Source organism: Nocardia aurantiaca (assembly GCF_009708175.1).
Classification (GTDB): Bacteria; Actinomycetota; Actinomycetes; order Mycobacteriales; family Mycobacteriaceae; genus Nocardia; species Nocardia aurantiaca.
In genome coordinates this window covers 435200-455040 of the sequence record NZ_WMBB01000005.1, presented here as the reverse complement: position 1 = coordinate 455040, position 19841 = coordinate 435200, and the positions used below count along the sequence as shown (strand labels likewise).

Genomic DNA, 19841 nt, shown 5'->3' with positions numbered 1-19841 from the left:
TTCCGTCAACGTTCCAGCACCGCGATGCACTCGACGTGGTGGGTGCCCGGGAACGCGTCGAAGACGCGCAGGCCCGCGGGCTCGTAGCCGGCAGCACCGTAGAGGCCGATATCTCGCGCGAAAGCGGCGGGGTCGCAACCGATGTGGATGATACGGCGCGGAGAGCGCTCACTCAGCGCGTTGATCACGTCCTTGCCCGCGCCGGCTCGCGGCGGATCGAGGACGACGACATCCGGTACGGCACTCGGCTGCTGGTGAATCCACCGCTCGACCCGCTCGGCACTCAGCTCCACCCACGGCATATCCCGCAGTGCGGCACGCCCTTCGATGACCGCACCGCGCGCCGACTCCACGCCGTGCACCGCCCCGGTCCGCCCGACCCGCTCCGCCAGCCGCGCCGCGAACACACCCACACCGCAGTACAGATCCCACACCAGCGACCCGGGCGCGGCATCCGCCCACTCCCCAACCACATCCGAATAGCACTGCGCCGCACCGTAATGCGGCTGCCAGAAGCCGGTCGCCGACAGTTCCCAGCGCCGCTCCCCCACATACTGCACCGCCCGCCCCGTGCCATCCACCACGCGCTCGGTCCGCGCACTGTGCGCCGCCGAGCGCCGCGCGGCGGTACTGCGCCGATCACCCCGCTCGCGCCGTCCGCCCCGGTCAACGTGTTCCGCTTCGGCCGGAGCCAGCTCGACGACATGCCGCATGCCGTCCCCATCCACGGCCACCACAAGATCCGCCCCGGGCGTCCACCGCCGCTCGGCGATTCCCGCCATGGCCCCGGCCATCGGCTGCGGGCACCGCAGATCCGCGATCACCTCGGTGCTCCGATACCGGTGCACCCCGGCCCGTCCGTGCGCGTCCACCACCAACCGCACCCGGCTACGCCACCCGGCCGTGTACGCCGCCGACGACGGCACACCCTCGCGCGGCACGGCGCTGCCGCTCGGTCCGGCGACGCCCGATCCGTCGCTCGCGTCGGGGCGGGTGATCAGGCCGCGCGCGAAAGGGGTCGCCACTGCGCCGATCCGACCCGGAGCGACGCGGCCGAGCCGCCCGGCGCCGTCCGCATGCGCGGTCAGGCCGGCGGGTGAGACCCGATGCGCCACCACGCCACTCGGCAGGCCCGGGGGTGCGGGGATCACCTCGACGGTGAAGTCCGGCTCCCAGCCGGCGAGCCGGCGGAGCTGGTCGGCGACGACCTGGTGTTTGAGCGCGCGCTGGGCGTCGGGGGTCGCGAAGGTGAAATCGCAGCAGCCCGCGCCGCCGGGACCGGAGACCGGGCAAGTGGCCGGGATGCGGTCGGGCGAGGGAGTGAGAATCTCGATGGCGTCGGCGCGGCAGAAGGAGCCGCCGCGGTCCTCGGTGACGAGGGCGCGGACCAGTTCGCCGGGCAGACCGTGCCGGACGAACAGGACGCGGCCCTCATGGCGGGCCACACAGAAGCCACCGTGGCCGGGCGGGCCGAGGCGAACCTCGAAGACCTCGCCGTACCAATCGGAACCGGCGCTCACGCGTTGTCCCCGAAGCCGCGCCGCACCGAACCGGGGGCATTGACCACGCGGCCCGGGCGAGCCTTGCCGGCTGAGGAGGACAGCTGCCAGGGCACGCTGGTCACCATGACGCCGGGCTCGAACAGCAGGCGGCCCTTCAAGCGCAGTGCGCTCTGGTTGTGCAACAGCTGTTCCCACCAGTGGCCGACCACGTATTCGGGAATGAACACGGTCACCACGTCGCGCGGGGAGTCCTTGCGCACCCGCTTCACGTAGTCCACCACCGGTTTGGTGATCTCGCGGTACGGCGATTCGATCACCTTGAGCGGCACCGCGATATCGCTGCGCTCCCACTCCCGCACCAGCGCCCGGGTGTCGGGCTCGTCGACGTTCACGGTGATGGCCTCGAGAGTGTCGGGCCGGGTGGCGCGGGCATAGGCCAGCGCGCGCTTGGTGGGCAGATGCAGTCTCGACACCAGCACGATGGAATGGGTGCGGCTGGGCAGCACGCTGTCCCACTCGCTCTCGTCCAGCTCCCGCGACACCGTGTCGTAATGGCGGCGAATGAGCTTCATCAACCCGAAGATCGCCGCCATGGTGACGATGGCGATCCACGCGCCCGCCAGGAACTTGGTGACCAGCACGATGAGCAGCACGGTCGCGGTCATGGTCAGGCCGATCGCGTTGATCACCCGCGACCGCTTCATCCGCGCCCGCTGCGCCGGATCGGTCTCGGTGCGCAGCAGCCGCGTCCAGTGCCGCAGCATGCCGGTCTGGCTCAGCACGAACGACACGAACACGCCGACGATGTAGAGCTGGATCAGGCGGGTCACCTCGGCGCCGAAGAGCACCACGAAGGCGACGGCCGCGCTCGCCAGGAACAGGATGCCGTTGCTGAACGCCAGCCGATCACCGCGGGTGTGCAACTGGCGTGGCAGGAAGCGGTCCTGCGCCAGAATCGAACCCAGCACCGGGAAGCCGTTGAAGGCCGTGTTCGCGGCCAGCACCAGGATCAGCGCGGTGACGATGGTGATGAAGTAGAACCCGGCCGGGAACCCGGAGAACACCGCGCCCGCCAGCTGCGCCACCAGGGTTTTCTGCACGTATCCGGCGGGCGCGCCGATCAGGTCGTCGGCATTGTGCGCGTACACGATGCCCACCTTCTGGGTGAGCACGATCATCCCCATGAACAGCGTCACCGCGATGCAGCCGAGCAGCAGCAGCGTGGTCGCGGCATTGCGGGACTTGGGTTTGCGGAAGGCGGGCACGCCATTGCTGATCGCCTCGACACCGGTCAGCGCCGCACAGCCGGAGGAGAAGGCGCGCGCGATGAGGAACACGAACGCCAGCCCGAACAGATGCTCGTCCTCGGCCTTCAACCCGAACCCATAGGACTCGGCGTGCACGGTCTGGCCCAGCCCGATGCGGGCAAACCCCCACACCAGCATGACGAACATGCCGATCATGAAGGCGTAGGTGGGAATCGCGAAGGCCGTGCCGGATTCGCGCACGCCGCGCAGATTCACGGCGGTGAGGATCACGATCGCGCTCACCGCGAACAGCACCTTGTGCGTCGCGACGAACGGCACGGCCGAGCCGATATTGGAGGCCGCCGACGAGATCGACACCGCCACCGTCAGCACGTAGTCGACCAGCAGCGCGCTGCCGACGGTCAAGCCCGCGGTGGGGCCGAGATTCTTGGTGGCGACCTCGTAATCGCCGCCGCCGGACGGGTAGGCGTGCACGTTCTGGCGGTAGCTGGCAACCACCACGGCCATCACCAACGCGACCGCCAGCCCGATCCAGGGCGCGTAAGCGTAGGCCGAGAGACCGGCGACCGACAACACCAGAAAGATCTCCTCGGGCGCGTATGCCACCGATGACAGGGCGTCCGAGGCGAAGACCGGGAGCGCGATCCGCTTGGGCAGCAGCGTATGCCCGAGAGAGTCGCTGCGGAATGGGCGGCCGACCAGCATGCGCTTGGCGGCCGTCGTCAACTTCGACACTCCACGCAGCATAAGGCAGTGCGCGGATGGCCGCGTTCGCGGCGCGACCGGGACACCTGACGGTCGTAGGGTGGGAGCGAGGGCTGTGAGGTTTTTCCGGTTCCGGTTTGAACTCCATTCAGAGGGGGAAAGTGCCCGCAGTGAAACTCGAGCGGTACGGTTGCGACCCGAGCAAGCAACCAGACCGCACACCACGGTTTTCGGGAATGGGGTTCGTACGGTGTACGTCGTGATCATGGGTTGCGGGCGGGTCGGCTCCTCGCTCGCCCGCGCCCTCGTCCGCATCGGCCATGAGGTCGCGGTGATCGATCAGAACTCGAGCGCCTTCCTTCGCCTGGGCCGCGACTTCCCGGGCTTGTGCATCACCGGCGTCGGCTTCGATCGAGATGTCTTGACCCGCGCCGGAATCGAACGCGCCGGGGCCTTCGCCGCAGTGTCCTCCGGCGACAACTCCAACATCATCTCCGCCCGCGTCGCGCGCGAGACCTTCGGCGTCGAGCGCGTGGTGGCGCGCATCTACGACGCCAAGCGCGCCGCGGTATACGAGCGCCTGGGCATCCCCACCATCGCCACCGTGCCCTGGACCACCGACCGCTTCCTGCGCAGCCTGGTCGCCGATCAGTCCACCACCACCTGGCGCGATCCCACCGGCACCGTCGCGGTCACCGAACTCGTGCTGCACGAGAACTGGTACGGGCGTTCGGTGCACGCGCTCGAGGACGCCATCGGCGCGCGAGTCGCCTTCATCATCCGGTTCGGGCAGGGCGTGCTGCCCAATGGCAAGTCCATGCTTCAGGCCGACGACCTGGTGTATGTCGCCGCCACCTCCGGCACGGTCGGCGAGGCCGTCGCGCTGGCCGCCAATCCCCCCGCTAGCGAGGACTGATCATGAAGGTAGCCATCGCCGGCGCCGGAGCCGTCGGACGCTCCATCGCCCAGGAACTGCTGCGCGGCGGCCACCAGGTCATGCTGCTGGAACGCCGCCTCGACCACATCGACCCCACCGTCGCGCCCAGCGCGGTCTGGACCCACGCCGACGCCTGCGAACTCGAAACCCTCGAAGAGGCCGGGCTGGAGACCTACGACGTGGTCATCGCCGCCACCGGCGACGACAAGGTGAACCTGGTGTTCAGCCTGCTTGCCAAGACCGAATTCGGCGTGGGGCGGGTGGTGGCCCGCGTCAACGACCCGCGCAACGAATGGCTGTTCGACTCCTCATGGGGCGTGGACGTCGCCGTGTCCACCCCGCGCCTGCTGGCCTCGCTGGTCGAGGAAGCGGTGTCGGTCGGCGACCTGGTCCGGCTCATGACGCTGCGGCAGGGTCAGGCCAACCTGGTCGAGATCACCCTGCCCACCGATACCCCCTTGGCGGGCAAGGCCGTTCGCACCCTCACCCTGCCCCGCGACGCCGCCCTGGTCACCATCCTGCGCGGCGGCCGCGTCATCGTCCCGCAGGCCGACGATCCGCTGGAGGGCGAGGACGAGCTGCTGTTCGTCGCCTCCGTCGAGGCCGAGGACGACCTGCGGAAGGCGCTCGGCGTCAACGGCTTCGACAGCCCGGTCGACGCCCCCGCCTGACCGGGACCCGACGACCGATCCGGACACGACAGTGGGCCGGGCGCACCCCCTGCGTCCGGCCCACTCGCCATCGTGATCATCGAACCGTCAGGACGCCGCCCGCAGTTCGGCCCGCAGCCGGTTCAGCGCGCGGTGCTGCATGACCCGCACCACACCCGGGCTGGTGCCGATGGCCTCGGCGGTCTGCGCCGCCGTCCACCCCAGCACGATCCGCATGACCAGCACCTCGCGGTGGGTCGAGGACAGCACCTGCATGAGATCGCGCGCCGCCCGACGGGTCTCCATCGCCAGCGCCCGCTCCTCCGGGCCCGCCTCATTCATCGGCGCGTCCGGGAACTCCGCGACCGGGTAGGCCGGATGCAGCTGCGCCCGCCGGAACGCGTCGGCCACCTTGTTCGCCGAGATGCCGTAGACGAAGGCCAGGAACGACTTGCCCTGGTCCCGATAGCGCGGGATGGCCTGCACCGTCGCCAGGCAGATCTCCTGCGCCACATCGTCCGCGGTCACGTGCAGGTGACCAGCCCCGCCCATGCGTGCCGCGCAGTAGCGCCGCACCAGCGGGTACACGATCTTGAGAATCTCCGAGACCGCCTCCCGGTCACCGGCGGCGGCCGGGCCGATCAGCTTCTCCAATTCCGCTGCGGCGCGCCGGGACTCCGAAGTCGCCACGCTGCCCGTCTTGCCTCCCCGCCCCGCCGGGTGCCGGCGCGAGGCTGCCGTCTGCACCGCGGTTCCGAGCCCCTCGCCCCGGTCCTGCGCTGCCACTGCCTTGCCGTCGGTAACCAACTCCGCGTTCCTTTCTCCGAATGAGCTGCTGAGAGCCTCTGAGAAAGATCGTGCTCGCCTGAGGGCCGCCGAAATAGGCACCCCAGGGGTGGGTTGGTCACCCCCTTTTGTCCCCCCATGGCCCCGAAGGTGTTGCGCGGTGGTCGTTTCGCGCGATAAGGGGCCGATCGGGCGCGTGTCTAGACGGCAGACTCGGGGGCCTTGGCCGACGAGGAGGGCAGATGCCCCGCCTTGCGGACCGCCCAGAATGTCACCAGGGCCGCGACAGCGGTCAGCGGCCAACCCATGGCGATGCGCGCAATGGCCAGCAGACCGGTGCTGTTGGCGTCGTAGAGATGGTTCTGAACCAGATAGCGGGCCACGAACACCATCGCCCACACCGCGGTCGCGATGTCGTAGAGCCGCATCGCGCGCTTGTCCGAACGCCACTCTGTGCCGTGCCCGTTGAGCGCACCCCAGATCACGCCCGCCAGCGGCCAGCGCACCACCAGCGAGAGCAGGAACGCGCCGCCGTAGATCAGGCTGGCGTAGATGCCGAACAGGAAGAAGCCCTTGGCCTCCCCCATCCGGTAGGCGATGAACGCGCACACGCCCACGCCCAGGAAGCCCGAGATGGCGGGCTGGATCGGACCACGACGCACCAAACGCCATATCAGGATCACCGCGGCCACCCCCAGCGACGCCCAGATGGCCGCGGTGAGCCCGCGCAGCGAATTCACCGGCACGAACACCAGCACCGGCAGCGAAGAGTAGATCAGGCCGCTGAGGCCGCCCATCTGCTCGAGCAGCGTGGGCTCGGGCAGACCCTCCTCCTCGCCCTCCTCGGCGTCGAGCGCGGCCCGTTCCGCGTCGACAAGGGCCTGCATGTCCTCGTCCAGCAGCGCATTGTCCAGGCGCAGTGGCGGCTCGTCGGCGCTCGGTACCGCATTGAGCTGGACCGTGGGCGGATCGAACGGAACCGGCGCGCCGAAGGCCTCGGTGGTGTGGCCCTCGTCGCTGCTGCTGGTGGGGTTAGGCATAAGTGTCAGGAATTCCCGCGGAGTTCGTAGTAGGGGTTGAAGATGACCTTGCCGCCGTCGCGTTCGCCGACCCGGCCGCGGACCAGGATACGACGCCCGGGTTCGATTCCCGGAATGCGACGCCGACCGATGAACACCAGCGCGACGCTGTCGGTGCCGTCGAAGAACTCGGCTTCCACTTCGGCGCCCCCGGACTTGGGACAGGCCTCGACACTGCGGAGCCGACCCACCATCGTGACCTCTTCACCGCGCCGGCACTCCGATGCCCGGCACGCACCCGACGCCTCCGATGTCTCGGCGAGTTCCTCGGCATCCAAACGATCCAGGTCCTCGGTCAGGCGCCGGCCGAGCCGCCGGAAATAGCCTGACGGGGTGTCTTTCCCACCCGCGGATCGCATCTCGCACGCTCTCCTGTAGAGCTCGACGGCGTGGGTCTCACGTCGTTCGTTTCCTTCCACGACGCCCGGTGGTTTGCCACCCGGCGGCCCGTGGCCGTACAAGGGCCACTGTAGATGGACCGGCCTGCACCCGCCACGCGTGCCCGTCGCCGCTACGCTCGGCCGGTGCCCGATCTCTCACGTCCGGCGGTCGCCCCGGCAGGTCCGGCGGTGGCCGTCGCCCTGCCCGGAACCGGCTCCGACGCCCATTTCGCCAGCCGCGCCTTCGGATCCGCCTGCGCCGCACTGGATCTGCCGTTCCTGGCGGTGGAACCGGACCCGCGCGGTGTGATCGACAGCTACCGCAGCGCCCTGGACGCCGCCGCCCGCTCGGGGGCGGTGCTCATCGCGGGCATCTCATTGGGCGCGGCGGTGGCCCTCGACTGGGCCGCCCACCACCCGGACTCGGTGTACGGCGTGGTCGCCGCGCTGCCCGCCTGGACCGGCGCCGACACCACCGGCTGCCCCGCGGCCCTGAGCGCCGCCGCCACCGCGGCCCAGCTGCGCGCCGACGGCCTCGACGCCGTCATCGCCCGCATGCGCGAATCCAGCCCCGCCTGGCTCGCCGATGCCCTCACCCGCTCCTGGACCTCCCAGTGGCCCGACCTGCCCGCCGCCCTGGAGGAAGCCGCCGCCTATCGCTGGCCCGAACCTGAGGTGCTGGCCGCCGTCACCGCCCCGGTCGAGATCATCGGCGCGATCGACGACCCCGTCCATCCCTTCGCCGTCGCCGAACGCTGGACCGCCGCACTCCCTCACGCCACCTTGCACGCCATCACGCTCGACGAATTGGGCGCCGACCCGTCCGTCCTCGGCGCCCTCGGCATCAACGCCCTCCTGCCCCGCCGCATTCCCGCCCCCTGACCCGAATCCGCTTCCGCCACAGCGCACCTCATGGCTGCTGGGGGCGGGCGGCCCCCGGCTCCGCCCGCCGGTCTCCGGGACCTCGGATTTGTCGCGGCCCCAGCACCGCTGGCCGTAGCCCGGCTCGGATGTCTGACAACCACCGGCCACGCCGACGGTCGCCGCGGCTCGCCGGGCACAGCGCCGACGGTGGCCGCGCCCGCATAACGAAACGGGGCACCGTCACTGCGGCGATGCCCCGTTTGTCTTGTCCGACAGCCGGATTCGGTCCGGACCGTCCGGTCAGCTCAGGCCGAGCTGCTGCATGGCCGAGCCCTCCGCACCGCGGCGCGGTTCGGCGGGCGCCTGCTCCGGCTGGTAGGCCGGCCCGCCCTGCATGGCGGCCATCTGGGCCTGCATGGCCTGCTGCTGGGCGGCCAACTGCTGCTGATGGGCAGCGGCGAGCTGGTCGGCCAGCTCCTGGGGCAGGACCACCGGCAGCGGTTCGCGCACCGGCAGCGGCTCGTCACCGCGGCGGACCACGGTCTCACTCATGACCGCGCGGGCGGCGGCCACCAGCGGGGTGTTCTCGTCGGCAGCGCCGGACGGGCCGGCCGCGACCAGGCGCACCATCCAGCGGTAGCCGTCCACGCCGATGAAACGCAGATCCGCGCCCTGGGTGACGGCGTGCAGCTCCCGACCCCACGGGCCCTGCACCACCGACACCTGCGCGCCGTCCTTGCGCAGCGTCTCGGCCAGATCGGCTGCCACCGAACGCCATTGGCCCGCCGACTTGGGCGCGGCGTAGGCCGCCACCGTGATCCGGCCGTGCTGCGTGGCCAGGTGCACCGCCTGCGGGGCGCCGTCGGGGGTCATCTCGACCTGCAATTGCCCGCCCGGCGGCACCGGCACGATGACCGAGCCCAGATCCAGGCGTTGCTCGGCGATGGACTCGAGCCGGTCGGCCACGTCCGCGAAGTCGAAGGGGCCGGTCTCCGGGCCGCGGGCAGCCGGTTCACCGAACTGCGCGTCGTATTCGTCTGCCGCGTAATCGGTCTCGTCGTATTCGTCCGAGTCCCCGTACTCGTCGTATTCGATGTACTCGTCCTCGTACCGCGACGCGTCGTCTGTGTCGCCGCCCTTGCTCTTCTTGCGTCCGAAAACCATCGTCATGCCTCCTTGCCGGTCGCCTGACCCGCCCCGCCGGACCGCGCGGACAGGCTGGCGTGCCCACCGCTGGATCCGTATCCTCCTGCGCCGCGCGCGGTGTCGTCGAGTGCCTCGACCTCCACGAAATCCACCAGTTCGACCTTCTGCACCAGCAGCTGGGCGATGCGGTCACCCCGCCGGAGCTCGATGGCCGTGCGCGGATCGTGATTGATCAGGCACACCTTGATCTCACCGCGGTAACCCGCGTCCACCGTGCCGGGGGTATTGACAACGGACAGCCCCGCCTTCGCCGCCAGGCCCGACCTCGGATGGATCAACCCGACCGTACCGATCGGGAGCGCCACCGCGATGCCGGTGCCCACGAGTACCCGCTCCCCCGGTTCGATGATGACGTCCTCGGTGGTGCACAGGTCCACGCCGGCATCGCCCTCATGGGCACGCGTCGGTACGGGGATGCCGGGATCGAGCCGCAGCAGGGGAATAGGTGGAATACCGGTCACGTAGGCCGAGCCTACGCGTTCCCGTCCCCGGAGCTTGACCTAGTCTGATGTCGTGTCCGACCAGCCCCCTCAGGTGACCATGGAACCTCAGCAGCGAACCGAGCCCCTCTACACCGAGCGCCTCTGGGTGCCGCTGTGGTGGTGGCCCGCCGCGCTCGTCGTGACGGGGCTGCTCGCCGCCGAGATCCACATGGGCGCACCGGGACTGCGGGCCTGGCTGCCATACGTGCTGCTGTTCCCGGTCCCGGTCTGGCTGTTGCTGTGGTTCTCACGCCATCGCGTGGAAGTGACCCTCGACGCCGGCGGCGTCCCGGAACTGCGGACCGATCGCGCCCACCTGCCCGCGACCTTCGTCAAGCGTGCCGCGCCGGTGCCGACCAGCGCGAAGAGCGCGGCGCTGGGCCGCCAGCTCGACCCCGCCGCCTTCGTCCAGCATCGGGCCTGGGTTGGGCCCATGGTGTTGCTCGTGCTCGACGATCCGGACGATCCGACGCCGTACTGGCTGGTCAGTACGCGTCATCCGGAACGGATCATCGCCGCGCTCGGCCTGAAGAACGCGGCCGAGCCATCCTGATTATTCGATTTCCGCGCAAACCGCCCGGACCGCGCTCGGCGGACCGAGCGCGGGCTGACGGAATGCAATCCGGGACCGTGCCTTACGCGGCGCAGTCCATGCAGATCATCTGACCGCCGGACTCGCTGGCGAGTCGGCTGCGGTGGTGCACCAGGAAGCAGCTCGAACACGTGAACTCGTCGGCCTGCTTCGGGATGACCCGAACCGAGAGCACCTCCTCGGAAAGGTCCGCGCCGGGAAGCTCGAACGACTCCGCGGTATCGGATTCGTCGATATCCACGACGGCGGACGCGGCTTCGTTGCGGCGAGCCTTCAGCTCCTCCAGCGAGTCCTCCGAAACCTCGTCGGTTTCACTGCGCCTCGGTGCGTCATAGTCGGTTGCCATGTCGTCTTCCCCTCGTCCTTACTCCGTATATCCCGGACCGGCACCCGCCTGACCGGCTCCTCGCGGAGCCGGATCGGGTGGGGATGCCGCCCCGCCCGTGGTGTACGTCACGCGTACACCGGTCACAGATCCGAGCCGGATACTGCTCATCCGCACCGGATCGCGCTCGGTCAACGCAGGACATGCCCTTGTTGTTCCCGAAACCGAACCCCAGTTTCACCTGGCTTGTACGATCTGGGCCGCCAGACAATAGCGGACCCCGGGTCAAAAGTCGCAATCAAAACCCCTGCGAGTCGAAACTGAGGGACAATCGTCACCGATACGGATACTCGCTGAGATCTTTCTGGGATCCTTCGAGACCCGCCCGCCACACCCGATGCCCGACTTGCCGTGGCCGTTCACGCGACAATCCCGACGTTTTCGTAGAGTGTGGGCGTGGTTTCACTGATCACCCAAGGTAACTCGACCGATCCGAACGGACGGCCCTTCATTCGCCGGCGCTGGGAACCCTGGGCGGCCATGGTGGGCGTCATCGCTCTGATCTGCGTCGGCGTGTGGTTCAAGGCGCTGACCACCAGCGAGGGTGACCAGGGTGCGATGTCCTGCAACTCCCCCAGCCCCGCCTCGAGTACGTCCGCCGCCAAGCCCGCCCCACTGGGTGAGCGGGTATCGGCCTCGCGGTTGCGGGATGTCGAGCCCGCCGCCCTCGCCCAATCGAAGGTACGCGTCCTCAATGCCAACGGCCAGCGCGGTCAGGCCGCGCACGTGGCCTCCGAGCTGGGCGACCTCGGTTTCGCCAGCGCGCCGGATGTGCAGATCGGCAATGACGCGGTCTATGTGAACGGTGACCTGGAGTGCACCGGGCAGATCCGATTCGGCGTGAAGGGCCGGCCCGCGGCCGCGTCCGTGCAACTGGTGGCGCCGTGCGCTGAGCTCATCGAGGATCAGCGCCAGGACGACACCGTGGACATGGTGCTGGGCTCGCTGTTCCGCGATATCCGCCCCAGCACGGACGCCGAGGAGGTGCTGAAGTCGCTGAAGAACCCGACGCCCGGCACCGCGCCCGCCATCGACCCGAAGCTGCTGGAGGCCGCACGGCACGCCAAGTGCTGAAAGTCTCTTTCGCGAGAGCGCGGCTCTGATTCGCGAGCCGCCGCGAAACCCCCACCGGTGCAACTGAATAGATGAATACGGACAAAGGAATCGCCGCGATCGGCAGGTCGCGGCGATTTCGTTGTGTATGGCTCGTCCGGTGTCCGGACCTGTCCAGCCCTCTGTCAGGGAACCGGGATAGGGATGGTGACATCCAGACGATCGAACAGACCGAACAGTTCGTCAGCGATGCCCGGGGCGGCCGCCGACACCAAATCGCCTGCGGCGCCCGGCGAGTCGGGTCCGGGTGGCAGGATCAGACGTGCGCCCGCCTCGGTGGCGATGAGCGCGCCCGCGGCCCAGTCCCACAGGTTGAGGCCATGCTCGTAGTAGGCGTCGGCACGACCCTCGGCCACCGCGCACAGGTCCAGCGCCGCCGAACCGAAGCGGCGGATGTCACGGATGTGCGGCAGCACCTGCGCCACCAGCTCGCCCTGACGGCTGCGGCGCTCGGTCGCATAAGCGAAACCGGTCGCGACCAGCGCCATGGACATCGTGTCGACCGGGTTGGCACGCAAGAGAATCGGAGTACCGCCCGGGGCGGTGCCATCCACGCTCGACTCGGCGCGGTGCGCGCCCAGACCCAGCCCGGCACTGAACGTGACCGCGTGCGCGACATCGGCGACCGCGCCCGCGACCGGACGGCCGCCGCGCACTACGGCCACCGACACCGAGTAGGACGGGATGCCGTAGACGAAGTTGACGGTGCCGTCGATGGGATCGACGACCCAGTTCGCCAGGTCCGGGTCGTCGGACAGAACGCCGCCGTCCTCCTCGCCGACCACGCGGTCGCCGGGACGCAGTTCGGCGACCAGCTTGCGGACCAGCTGCTCGGTCTCGGTGTCGACGATGGTGACCGGGTCGGTGGGGGTGCTCTTGGACTGCACGGCGTCCTGCTCGTGCGCGCCCGGTCCGAAGACCTGTGGTCTGCGTTCGCGCACGTGCGCGGCGGCGGTCTCGGCCAGAAACACCGCGACCCGGCGGAGTTCGGCGATGTCGGAGGTGTCGGTGAACGCGGCGGCGGGGACGGTGGACGTGAAATTCGATTCCGGCACGAGGACCATCGCAGCACAGATCCGGCATTCCGCGCATTAGGCTTGTCGTGCACGACACAGGGCCGCAGGCCCATGGAGCCGTCATCGGCCGGTAGCTGCGATTCGCCGGCAATCACTGGAGAACGAGGAGTGGTCCATGTCCGATCCTGGGCACGCGTTCGGCATCGACATCGGTGGCAGCGGTGTGAAGGGTGCCGAGGTCGATCTCGCGACCGGTGAACTGATCTACGAGCGCATCAAGATCGCGACGCCGCACCCGGCCACTCCGAACGCGATCGCCGAGGCGGTGGCCAAACTGGTCGCTCAATCGGGTTGGTCGGGCCCGGTCGGCATCACCATGCCGAGCGTGGTGCTGCGCGGCCTGGTCCGCACGGCCGCCAATATCGACAAGACCTGGATCGGCATCGACGCCCGGCACCTGTTCTCGGTGGCGCTCGGCGGCCGCGAGGTGACCGTCCTCAACGACGCCGACGCGGCGGGCATGGCCGAGGACCGATACGGCGCGGCAAAGGATCTCGACGGCTTGGTAATGCTGCTCACCTTCGGCACCGGTATCGGATCGGCCGTGTTGTACAACGGCGTGCTCGTGCCCAACAGCGAGCTCGGGCATATCGAGGTGGACGGCCGCGAGGCCGAGCACCGGGCCGCCGCCTCGGTCAAGGACCGGGTCGGCATGAGCTACCCGGAGTGGGCGTGGGAGGTCAGCAAGGTGCTGGTTACCCTGGAAAACCTGTTCTGGCCGAACGTGTTCGTGGCGGGCGGCGGCATCAGCCGTGACTATCAGGAGTGGATTCCGTTGCTCACCAACAGAACCCCCGTGGTGCCGGCCGCGCTGCGCAATACCGCGGGCATCGTCGGAGCAGCCATGGCGGTGTCGGCAGGCATCGCACCGTAAGTAAGCTGGTTCGATCGTTACAATGGAACACATGCCCGGCGGTGAGCCGGAAACCGACACCGGCACGAGAGCCGGTTTACCCCCCGACAGAACCGCTCCGCCGGATCACCACTCTGGCGTGACGCCGCACGAGACCGTCACGAAAGGGCGTACGTGGTAGCCACGAATACCCGAGAGACCGCCGAATCGGCCGAGGCCGCCGACTCAGCAGACACCACCGCAGCACGGCCGGTCAAGAAGGCTGCCGCGAAGAAGGCCCCGGCCAAGAAGGTCGCGGCGAAGAAGACCGCGGCCAAGAAGACCGCGGCGAAGAAGGCCACCAAGGCCACCGCCAAGAAGGCGGGGGCGAAGAAGGCCTCGCCGAAGAAGGCCGCGGAGCCCGGCGTCGAGGGCGGCGAGGTCGACGAGGTCCTCGACGACGACTCGATCGAGCTCGACGACCTGGGTGACCTCGAAATCGACGAGGACGACCTCGACGAGGACGAGGAACTCGTCGACGAGGTCGAAGAGGACGAGGAAACCGCCGCGGCCACTCCCGCCGCCGAGGGCGAGGAGGCCGAGGAGGCCGACGAGCCGTCGGAGAAGGACAAGGCGTCCGGCGATTTCGTCTGGGACGAAGAGGAATCCGAGGCGCTGCGCCAGGCCCGCAAGGATGCCGAGCTCACCGCTTCCGCCGACTCGGTCCGCGCCTACCTCAAGCAGATCGGCAAGGTCGCGCTGCTCAATGCCGAGGAGGAGGTCGAGCTCGCCAAGCGCATCGAGGCCGGCCTCTACGCCACGGAGAAGCTGCGCGAGTTCGCCGAGAAGGGCGAGAAGCTGCCCGTGCAGTCGCGCCGCGACCTGCAGTGGATCATGCGCGACGGCAACCGCGCCAAGAACCACCTGCTGGAAGCCAACCTGCGACTGGTGGTTTCGCTGGCCAAGCGCTACACCGGACGCGGCATGGCGTTCCTGGACCTGATCCAGGAAGGCAACCTCGGTCTGATCCGTGCGGTCGAGAAGTTCGACTACACCAAGGGTTACAAGTTCTCGACCTACGCGACGTGGTGGATCCGCCAGGCCATCACCCGCGCCATGGCCGACCAGGCCCGCACCATCCGCATCCCCGTGCACATGGTCGAGGTCATCAACAAGCTCGGCCGCATCCAGCGCGAACTCCTCCAGGACCTGGGCCGCGAGCCCACCCCCGAAGAGCTCGCCAAGGAAATGGACATCACGCCCGAAAAGGTGCTGGAAATCCAGCAGTACGCGCGCGAACCCATCTCCCTGGACCAGACCATCGGCGACGAAGGCGATTCCCAACTCGGCGACTTCATCGAAGACTCCGAAGCCGTGGTGGCCGTCGACGCGGTCTCCTTCACCCTCCTCCAGGACCAACTCCAGTCGGTCCTCGAGACACTATCCGAGCGTGAGGCGGGCGTCGTGCGCCTCCGCTTCGGCCTCACCGACGGCCAACCCCGAACCCTGGACGAAATCGGCCAGGTCTACGGCGTCACCCGCGAACGCATCCGCCAAATCGAGTCCAAGACCATGAGCAAACTGCGCCACCCCAGCCGCAGCCAGGTCCTGCGCGATTACCTCGACTAGCGATCACCCGAGTTCGGGCCGCTGAGCTGCAGCTCAGCGGCCCGATCTCGTATCAAGACCCGCGCACGATCTCCGAGGGGTGTGCAACAGCAGAACCGTATGCGTCGAGCTCTTCGCGATGCGGGGACGGCGGGTGGGGCAGCGGGCTCATCGGGCCGTGACGAACCCCTGGGAAATCAGCCAGTCGCGCGCGACGGTAGCGGGTTCGGCGCCTTCGAGGTCGACCTTGCGGTTGAGTTCGGTGATCGTCTCGTTGGTCAGCAACCGTGAGATCGGCTCCATCACCGTGGCCACCTGGGGGTGGGCGTCGGCGAAGGATTTCCGCATCACCAGTGCCGCATTGTATTTCGGGAAGAATCCGAGATCGTCGTCCAGAACGCGCAGGTCGAGGGCTTTGATGCGGCCGTCGGTGGTGGCGACCGAACCGAACTGGCAACCGCCGTTCGCGGTGGAGGTGTAGACCAGCGCGTCCTGCATGATCTGCTTGTGCACCTTGCCGGTGTCGACGCCGTACGTGCGGGCCATGCCCGGGAATCCGTCCTGGCGGACACTGAATTCGGTGCCCAGGCAGGTGGGTCCGGTACCGGGTTCGGTGTTCACGGCCCGCGCGTAGTCGGAGAGCGTCTTCGTCCCGGTCCGCTGTGCGCTTGCCGCATTGGTGACCAGCGCGTAGGTGTTGTTCATCGGGGCGACGTCCGCCCACAGCATGCCGTGCGCGGCCAGGTCGGCGTCGCGTACCGCTTCGAACTGCTGCCGCGAGTCCGGAATCGGCTTCTCGTTGCCCAGATAGTTGATCCAGCCGGTGCCGGTGTAGTCGTAGGCGATGTCGACCTGTCCGTGCAACTGGGCATCGCGCAAACTGTTGGACCCGGTGATATTGGTGAGATCGCGCACTCGAGCGCCTGCCGCGGTGAGGGCGAATTCGATGACATAGCCGAGAATGTTCTGCTCGGTGAAATCCTTGGACCCCACCGTGATCGCCACGTCCTGCAATCCCGGATCCGGCCGGATGCTGCCCGCTCCGACCTGTAACGGCACCGCCCCGCCGGACTCGAGCCCGCATCCCGCCACCAGCATCAGCCCGAGCGCGGCCAGCACCGCCGTCCATCGCCTCCTCATCGCAGGCCCCGTGGGCCGAGGAACTGTTCGGCGAGCGCTCCCAGCCAATCCACCAGCAGCGCGAGCGCCACCGCCAGAATCGCCCCCACCCACAGCGTCACGTTGTCGCGCAACTTGTATCCGGTATCGATGAGAATTCCCAGTCCACCCGCGCTGACCAGGAACGACAGCGTCGCCGTACCCACCGCCAGCACCAGCGAGGTCCGCAGACCCGCGAGAATGTACGGCACGGCAAGCGGAAACTCGATGCGCCGCAACACCATTGCCTCGGACATCCCCTGCCCCCGTCCAGCATCCACCAGCGTCGGATCAACCTGCTGATACCCGAGAATGGTGTTCCGCAGCACCGGCAACAACCCGTAGAACGCGATCGGCGCCACCCCGACCCAGAACCCCGTCCGCTCGGTCACCAGGTAATACAGCACGATGAGCCCGATCGCCGGCGCGGCCGCACCGGTATTGGCCAGCCCCACGAAAAGCGGTGCCAGCCTGCGGAATCCGGGCCGGGTGAGCAAGGTCCCCAATGGAACCGCGATAGCGGCGACGATGGCCGCCACCGTCGCCGTGATCACCACATGCTGTCGGGTGACGGTCACGATATTCGTCGCATTCATACTCGCCTGCTGTGTGGCTGTCAGATCTCGATCGAATGCCCACACCAGCACCGCCGCCCCCAGCCCGACTGCCAACACCGGCTGCGCCACCAGCCGAATCAGCTCCGACCGCCGCTCGGTACTCCGCCCCCTCATGCCCGCTCGCCCGCTTCCGCCGCGCTGGAATCCTCGACCACATCGGCGGGTTCGGTGGTGGCTCGGCCGCTCTCGGCGCGGGTGGTGGCGAGGTGGGCGACGAGGGTGTCGATCGCGATCAAGCCCGCGTATTCGCCGTGATCGCCAGTGACCACGGCGTGGGCGGTGCTCTCGGTGAGCAGCATTTCCAGCGCCTCCTGCAGGGACGAGCGCAGGGCGACCGTGCCGGCGACCGGGCGTCCGGCCTCGCGCAGTGAGGGGGCGTGGGCCAGCTCTTCGGCCGAAACCCAGCGCAGGGGGCGGTGTTCCGCGTCCAGCACAAGGCCCCAGTGCCAGTCACACTCGGCGAGGGCGTTGCGCAGGGGTTGTATCTCATCGGTTTCGGCGGCCGTCGGGCACTGCCCGAGTGCGACGTCCCCGACGCGGGTGAGCGTGAGCTGTTTGAGCCGGGCGTCCGCTCCGATGAATCCGGCGACGGTGTCGTCGGCGGGTGCGGCCAGGATGGCGGCCGGGGTGTCGTATTGCAGCAGTCGGGAGCCGTTGCCCAGCACAGCGATTCGATCGCCGAGTTTGACGGCTTCGTTGAAATCATGGGTGACGAAGACGATCGTCTTGCGCAGTTCGGCCTGTAGGCGCAGCAGTTCGTCCTGGAGGAGCCCGCGGGTGATCGGGTCGACCGCGCCGAACGGCTCGTCCATCAGCAGGACGGGCGGGTCCGCGGCGAGTGCGCGCGCGACGCCGACGCGCTGCTGCTGACCGCCGGACAGCTGGCGCGGGTAGCGGCGGCGGAAGGTGCCCGGATCCAGGCCGACCAGGTCGAGCATCTCGTCGACGCGGGCGTTGATCTTCGCGCGATTCCAGCCGAGTAGCGCGGGCACCGTCGCCACGTTGCGCGCCACCGTCTGATGCGGGAACAGCCCGGCCTGCTGGATCGAGTACCCGATCTGTCTGCGCAGCTGGTCCGGATCCTGACGACCGATATCACGCCCGTCGATGGTGATGGTGCCCGAACTCGGCTCGATGAGCCGGTTGATCATGCGCATGATGGTGGTCTTGCCGCACCCCGACGGGCCGACGAACACCACGATCTCCCCGGCCGGAATGGTGATCGAGAATTCGTCGACCGCCGGATCCCGTTGCCCCGGATAGCGTTTGGTTATCTTGTCGAGCACGATCCGCGCGCCACGTGGCGCGTGCGCGGCATCGTTCGCCGCGGTGACGGTTTCAGTCACGAATCCCCCTCGGGGTAGTGAACCGGCCGACGCCGGCCAGCAGGGCGTCGAGCAGCAACGCCAGCACGATGATCAGCACCGTGCCGGTGAGGGCCTGCGGCACCGCGGTCGGGCTGCCCAGCCGGGCCAGCCCGGAGAAGATCAGGTTCCCCAGTCCGGGCCCTTTCGCGTAGGCGGCCATGGCCAGAATCCCCATGATCATCTGGGTGCTGACCCGCATCCCGGTGAGGATGGACGGCCACGCCAGCGGCAGTTCGATGCCGACCAGTACCCGCAGCGGGTTCATTCCGACCCCGCGGGCCGCGTTCGACACCGCCGGATCGACCCCGCCCAGCCCGATGATCGTATTGCGCAGGATCGGCAGCAGCGCGTACAGCACCAGCGCGACCACCGTCGGCCGCACGCCCAGTCCCAGTACCGGAATCAGCAAGCCCAGCAACGCGAATGACGGCACGGTGAGAATGATGCTGGCCAGCGCAGTCGCCAGCGCCGACCCCCACGGGCTGCGGTGCACCGCGATCCCGATCAACACCGCCAACGCGGTCGCGATCAGCATCGACTGCACCACCGCGGATACATGCAGGTACGAGTCGGTGAGCAGCTGCCTGCGATGATCGACGACGAAATTCCAGAGCGTGCCCAAAAGCCCCCTCCTGCCTAGGAGTTCATCGCACAGTGTATTGACGCGAACCCTGCCTCGAGCCTTTTCGACTGGCTGCGGCCGCGGGCGCTGAACCCCGATCGCGCTCGGCCAATTCCCGGCTACCGGTCATCCAGCACCATCGTCATGGGAACACGGATCTCGCCGCCAGGCTGGAAGTGCAGGACAACCATGTCCTGGTTCCAGTCGATGCGCGGCTCGGTGCTCCAGGCGAGCGGTACCGTCACGACGTGACCGCGTGGTACCCCACCGTCAACCAACCGTCCGAGCCAGACTTCGTAGCGGTCGATATCCATCGGGCTGTGCACTCTCTTCACCGCAGCGGCGTAGTTGCCGGCCGATGACGCCGGATACGTCTGAATCGTATCGGTGCGATGCATGAACAGACCGATCGCCGCCACGGTCGTAACGATCGCGCCCCCAACCGAACCGGCGATCAGTCCGAGGAACAGTCGACTTGTCGGCCTTCGGCCATTCACCCCGACCGGGGACTGTGCCGGCTTCGTCATGGACTCATCATGCTCCCGGCGCGGCACGGCAGTGATTCGAGATATGACAGCACGTAGCCCCAAGGGGCCGGTGGAACTGACTCAC

The 19841-nt window shown here is 68.6% G+C and carries 20 protein-coding genes and 1 pseudogene; 7 read left to right on the top strand and 14 right to left on the bottom strand.

Annotation, left to right across the window (positions count from 1 at the left end; genetic code table 11):
• Window positions 1-5: 5 nt before the first annotated feature.
• Both GLP40_RS13215 and GLP40_RS13210 read right to left on the bottom strand, forming a co-directional pair.
• Window positions 6-1520: a class I SAM-dependent RNA methyltransferase gene (locus GLP40_RS13215; protein ID WP_328290084.1), complete on the bottom strand. Its 1515-nt coding sequence runs from the start codon at window positions 1518-1520 to the stop codon at window positions 6-8.
• Window positions 1517-3505: an APC family permease gene (locus GLP40_RS13210; protein ID WP_328290083.1), complete on the bottom strand. Its 1989-nt coding sequence runs from the start codon at window positions 3503-3505 to the stop codon at window positions 1517-1519. The genes GLP40_RS13215 and GLP40_RS13210 overlap by 4 nt, the downstream gene beginning before the upstream one ends.
• 220 nt (window positions 3506-3725) lie before the next feature.
• Here GLP40_RS13210 and GLP40_RS13205 point away from each other — a divergent pair, with 220 nt between their 5' ends.
• Entirely contained in the window at window positions 3726-4391 is a 666-nt protein-coding gene (locus tag GLP40_RS13205) for a potassium channel family protein (protein WP_328290082.1), read from the top strand.
• A gap of 2 nt (window positions 4392-4393) precedes the next feature.
• Entirely contained in the window at window positions 4394-5083 is a 690-nt protein-coding gene (locus tag GLP40_RS13200; RefSeq protein WP_154788133.1) for a potassium channel family protein, read from the top strand.
• 87 nt (window positions 5084-5170) lie between these two features.
• Here GLP40_RS13200 and GLP40_RS13195 read toward each other — a convergent pair whose 3' ends face one another.
• The 3 genes from GLP40_RS13195 to GLP40_RS13185 all read right to left on the bottom strand — a co-directional run bounded on the left by GLP40_RS13195 (window position 5171) and on the right by GLP40_RS13185 (window position 7286).
• Window positions 5171-5752 (bottom strand): sigma-70 family RNA polymerase sigma factor, encoded by a 582-nt coding sequence (locus GLP40_RS13195; protein WP_328290108.1) that lies wholly within the window; start codon window positions 5750-5752, stop codon window positions 5171-5173.
• A gap of 296 nt (window positions 5753-6048) precedes the next feature.
• Entirely contained in the window at window positions 6049-6645 is a 597-nt protein-coding gene (locus GLP40_RS13190; RefSeq protein ID WP_154788268.1) for a DUF3159 domain-containing protein, read from the bottom strand.
• Between the two features lie 248 nt (window positions 6646-6893).
• Entirely contained in the window at window positions 6894-7286 is a 393-nt protein-coding gene (locus GLP40_RS13185) for an OB-fold nucleic acid binding domain-containing protein (protein WP_154788131.1), read from the bottom strand.
• 165 nt (window positions 7287-7451) lie between these two features.
• Between GLP40_RS13185 and GLP40_RS13180 the strand changes: the two genes are divergently transcribed.
• Window positions 7452-8189: an alpha/beta hydrolase gene (locus GLP40_RS13180; RefSeq protein WP_328290081.1), complete on the top strand. Its 738-nt coding sequence runs from the start codon at window positions 7452-7454 to the stop codon at window positions 8187-8189.
• 282 nt (window positions 8190-8471) lie between these two features.
• On the opposite strand, the gene GLP40_RS13175 is transcribed toward GLP40_RS13180, so the two are convergent.
• Together GLP40_RS13175 and dut are read right to left on the bottom strand one after the other, a co-directional pair.
• A complete protein-coding gene (locus GLP40_RS13175; RefSeq protein ID WP_230329498.1) occupies window positions 8472-9341 on the bottom strand; it encodes a DUF3710 domain-containing protein in 870 nt (289 codons plus the stop codon).
• On the bottom strand, window positions 9338-9838 hold the full coding sequence (dut, locus tag GLP40_RS13170) for a dUTP diphosphatase (RefSeq protein ID WP_328290080.1): 501 nt from the start codon (window positions 9836-9838) through the stop codon (window positions 9338-9340). The genes GLP40_RS13175 and dut overlap by 4 nt, the downstream gene beginning before the upstream one ends.
• Before the next feature lie 79 nt (window positions 9839-9917).
• Between dut and GLP40_RS13165 the strand changes: the two genes are divergently transcribed.
• Complete coding sequence (locus GLP40_RS13165; RefSeq protein ID WP_154788264.1) at window positions 9918-10412, top strand: DUF3093 domain-containing protein; 495 nt, start codon at window positions 9918-9920, stop codon at window positions 10410-10412.
• Window positions 10413-10494: 82 nt separating this feature from the next.
• Here GLP40_RS13165 and GLP40_RS13160 read toward each other — a convergent pair whose 3' ends face one another.
• Window positions 10495-10797 carry a DUF4193 domain-containing protein gene (locus tag GLP40_RS13160; protein ID WP_154788130.1) on the bottom strand — a complete coding sequence of 101 codons (303 nt, stop codon included), beginning with the start codon at window positions 10795-10797 and terminating at the stop codon, window positions 10495-10497.
• Window positions 10798-11232: 435 nt separating this feature from the next.
• On the opposite strand from GLP40_RS13160, the gene cei reads away from it, so the two are divergent.
• Complete coding sequence (gene cei, locus GLP40_RS13155) at window positions 11233-11910, top strand: envelope integrity protein Cei (protein WP_328290079.1); 678 nt, start codon at window positions 11233-11235, stop codon at window positions 11908-11910.
• 164 nt (window positions 11911-12074) lie between these two features.
• Here cei and GLP40_RS13150 read toward each other — a convergent pair whose 3' ends face one another.
• Entirely contained in the window at window positions 12075-13013 is a 939-nt protein-coding gene (locus tag GLP40_RS13150) for an inositol monophosphatase family protein (RefSeq protein WP_154788129.1), read from the bottom strand.
• 127 nt (window positions 13014-13140) lie between these two features.
• On the opposite strand from GLP40_RS13150, the gene ppgK reads away from it, so the two are divergent.
• Together ppgK and GLP40_RS13140 are read left to right on the top strand one after the other, a co-directional pair.
• Window positions 13141-13899, top strand: a complete 759-nt coding sequence (gene ppgK, locus GLP40_RS13145; protein ID WP_154788128.1) for a polyphosphate--glucose phosphotransferase — start codon at window positions 13141-13143, stop codon at window positions 13897-13899.
• A 120-nt stretch (window positions 13900-14019) separates the two neighbouring features.
• Window positions 14020-15486 (top strand): annotated as a pseudogene (locus GLP40_RS13140) (RNA polymerase sigma factor); the annotation flags it as partial.
• Between the two features lie 147 nt (window positions 15487-15633).
• Here GLP40_RS13140 and GLP40_RS13135 read toward each other — a convergent pair.
• The 5 genes from GLP40_RS13135 to GLP40_RS13115 all read right to left on the bottom strand — a co-directional run bounded on the left by GLP40_RS13135 (window position 15634) and on the right by GLP40_RS13115 (window position 19756).
• Window positions 15634-16605 (bottom strand): glycine betaine ABC transporter substrate-binding protein, encoded by a 972-nt coding sequence (locus GLP40_RS13135; protein ID WP_154788127.1) that lies wholly within the window; start codon window positions 16603-16605, stop codon window positions 15634-15636.
• Window positions 16602-17354, bottom strand: coding sequence for an ABC transporter permease (locus GLP40_RS13130; protein ID WP_154788126.1), 753 nt, complete (start codon window positions 17352-17354; stop codon window positions 16602-16604). The genes GLP40_RS13135 and GLP40_RS13130 overlap by 4 nt, the downstream gene beginning before the upstream one ends.
• A complete protein-coding gene (locus tag GLP40_RS13125; RefSeq protein ID WP_328290077.1) occupies window positions 17351-18586 on the bottom strand; it encodes an ABC transporter ATP-binding protein in 1236 nt (411 codons plus the stop codon). The genes GLP40_RS13130 and GLP40_RS13125 overlap by 4 nt, the downstream gene beginning before the upstream one ends.
• Window positions 18579-19229, bottom strand: coding sequence for an ABC transporter permease (locus tag GLP40_RS13120; RefSeq protein WP_154788125.1), 651 nt, complete (start codon window positions 19227-19229; stop codon window positions 18579-18581). The genes GLP40_RS13125 and GLP40_RS13120 overlap by 8 nt, the downstream gene beginning before the upstream one ends.
• A gap of 119 nt (window positions 19230-19348) precedes the next feature.
• The gene (locus GLP40_RS13115; protein WP_154788124.1) at window positions 19349-19756 is read right to left on the bottom strand and encodes a hypothetical protein; all 408 of its coding nucleotides are present in this window, start codon (window positions 19754-19756) and stop codon (window positions 19349-19351) included.
• Between the last annotated feature and the right edge of the window lie 85 nt (window positions 19757-19841).

What these genes read in the sequence shown, in the direction of transcription:
- GLP40_RS13200 (WP_154788133.1), top strand. Translation starts at nt 4,394, where the DNA reads ATGAAGGTAGCCATCGCCGGCGCCGGAGCCGTCGGACGCTCCATCGCC.
- GLP40_RS13190 (WP_154788268.1), bottom strand. Translation starts at nt 6,645, where the DNA reads ATGGGCGGCCTCAGCGGCCTGATCTACTCTTCGCTGCCGGTGCTGGTG.
- GLP40_RS13185 (WP_154788131.1), bottom strand. Translation starts at nt 7,286, where the DNA reads ATGCGATCCGCGGGTGGGAAAGACACCCCGTCAGGCTATTTCCGGCGG.
- GLP40_RS13175 (WP_230329498.1), bottom strand. Translation starts at nt 9,341, where the DNA reads ATGACGATGGTTTTCGGACGCAAGAAGAGCAAGGGCGGCGACACAGAC.
- GLP40_RS13165 (WP_154788264.1), top strand. Translation starts at nt 9,918, where the DNA reads ATGGAACCTCAGCAGCGAACCGAGCCCCTCTACACCGAGCGCCTCTGG.
- GLP40_RS13160 (WP_154788130.1), bottom strand. Translation starts at nt 10,797, where the DNA reads ATGGCAACCGACTATGACGCACCGAGGCGCAGTGAAACCGACGAGGTT.
- GLP40_RS13150 (WP_154788129.1), bottom strand. Translation starts at nt 13,013, where the DNA reads ATGGTCCTCGTGCCGGAATCGAATTTCACGTCCACCGTCCCCGCCGCC.
- ppgK (WP_154788128.1), top strand. Translation starts at nt 13,141, where the DNA reads ATGTCCGATCCTGGGCACGCGTTCGGCATCGACATCGGTGGCAGCGGT.
- GLP40_RS13135 (WP_154788127.1), bottom strand. Translation starts at nt 16,605, where the DNA reads ATGAGGAGGCGATGGACGGCGGTGCTGGCCGCGCTCGGGCTGATGCTG.
- GLP40_RS13130 (WP_154788126.1), bottom strand. Translation starts at nt 17,354, where the DNA reads ATGAGGGGGCGGAGTACCGAGCGGCGGTCGGAGCTGATTCGGCTGGTG.
- GLP40_RS13115 (WP_154788124.1), bottom strand. Translation starts at nt 19,756, where the DNA reads ATGACGAAGCCGGCACAGTCCCCGGTCGGGGTGAATGGCCGAAGGCCG.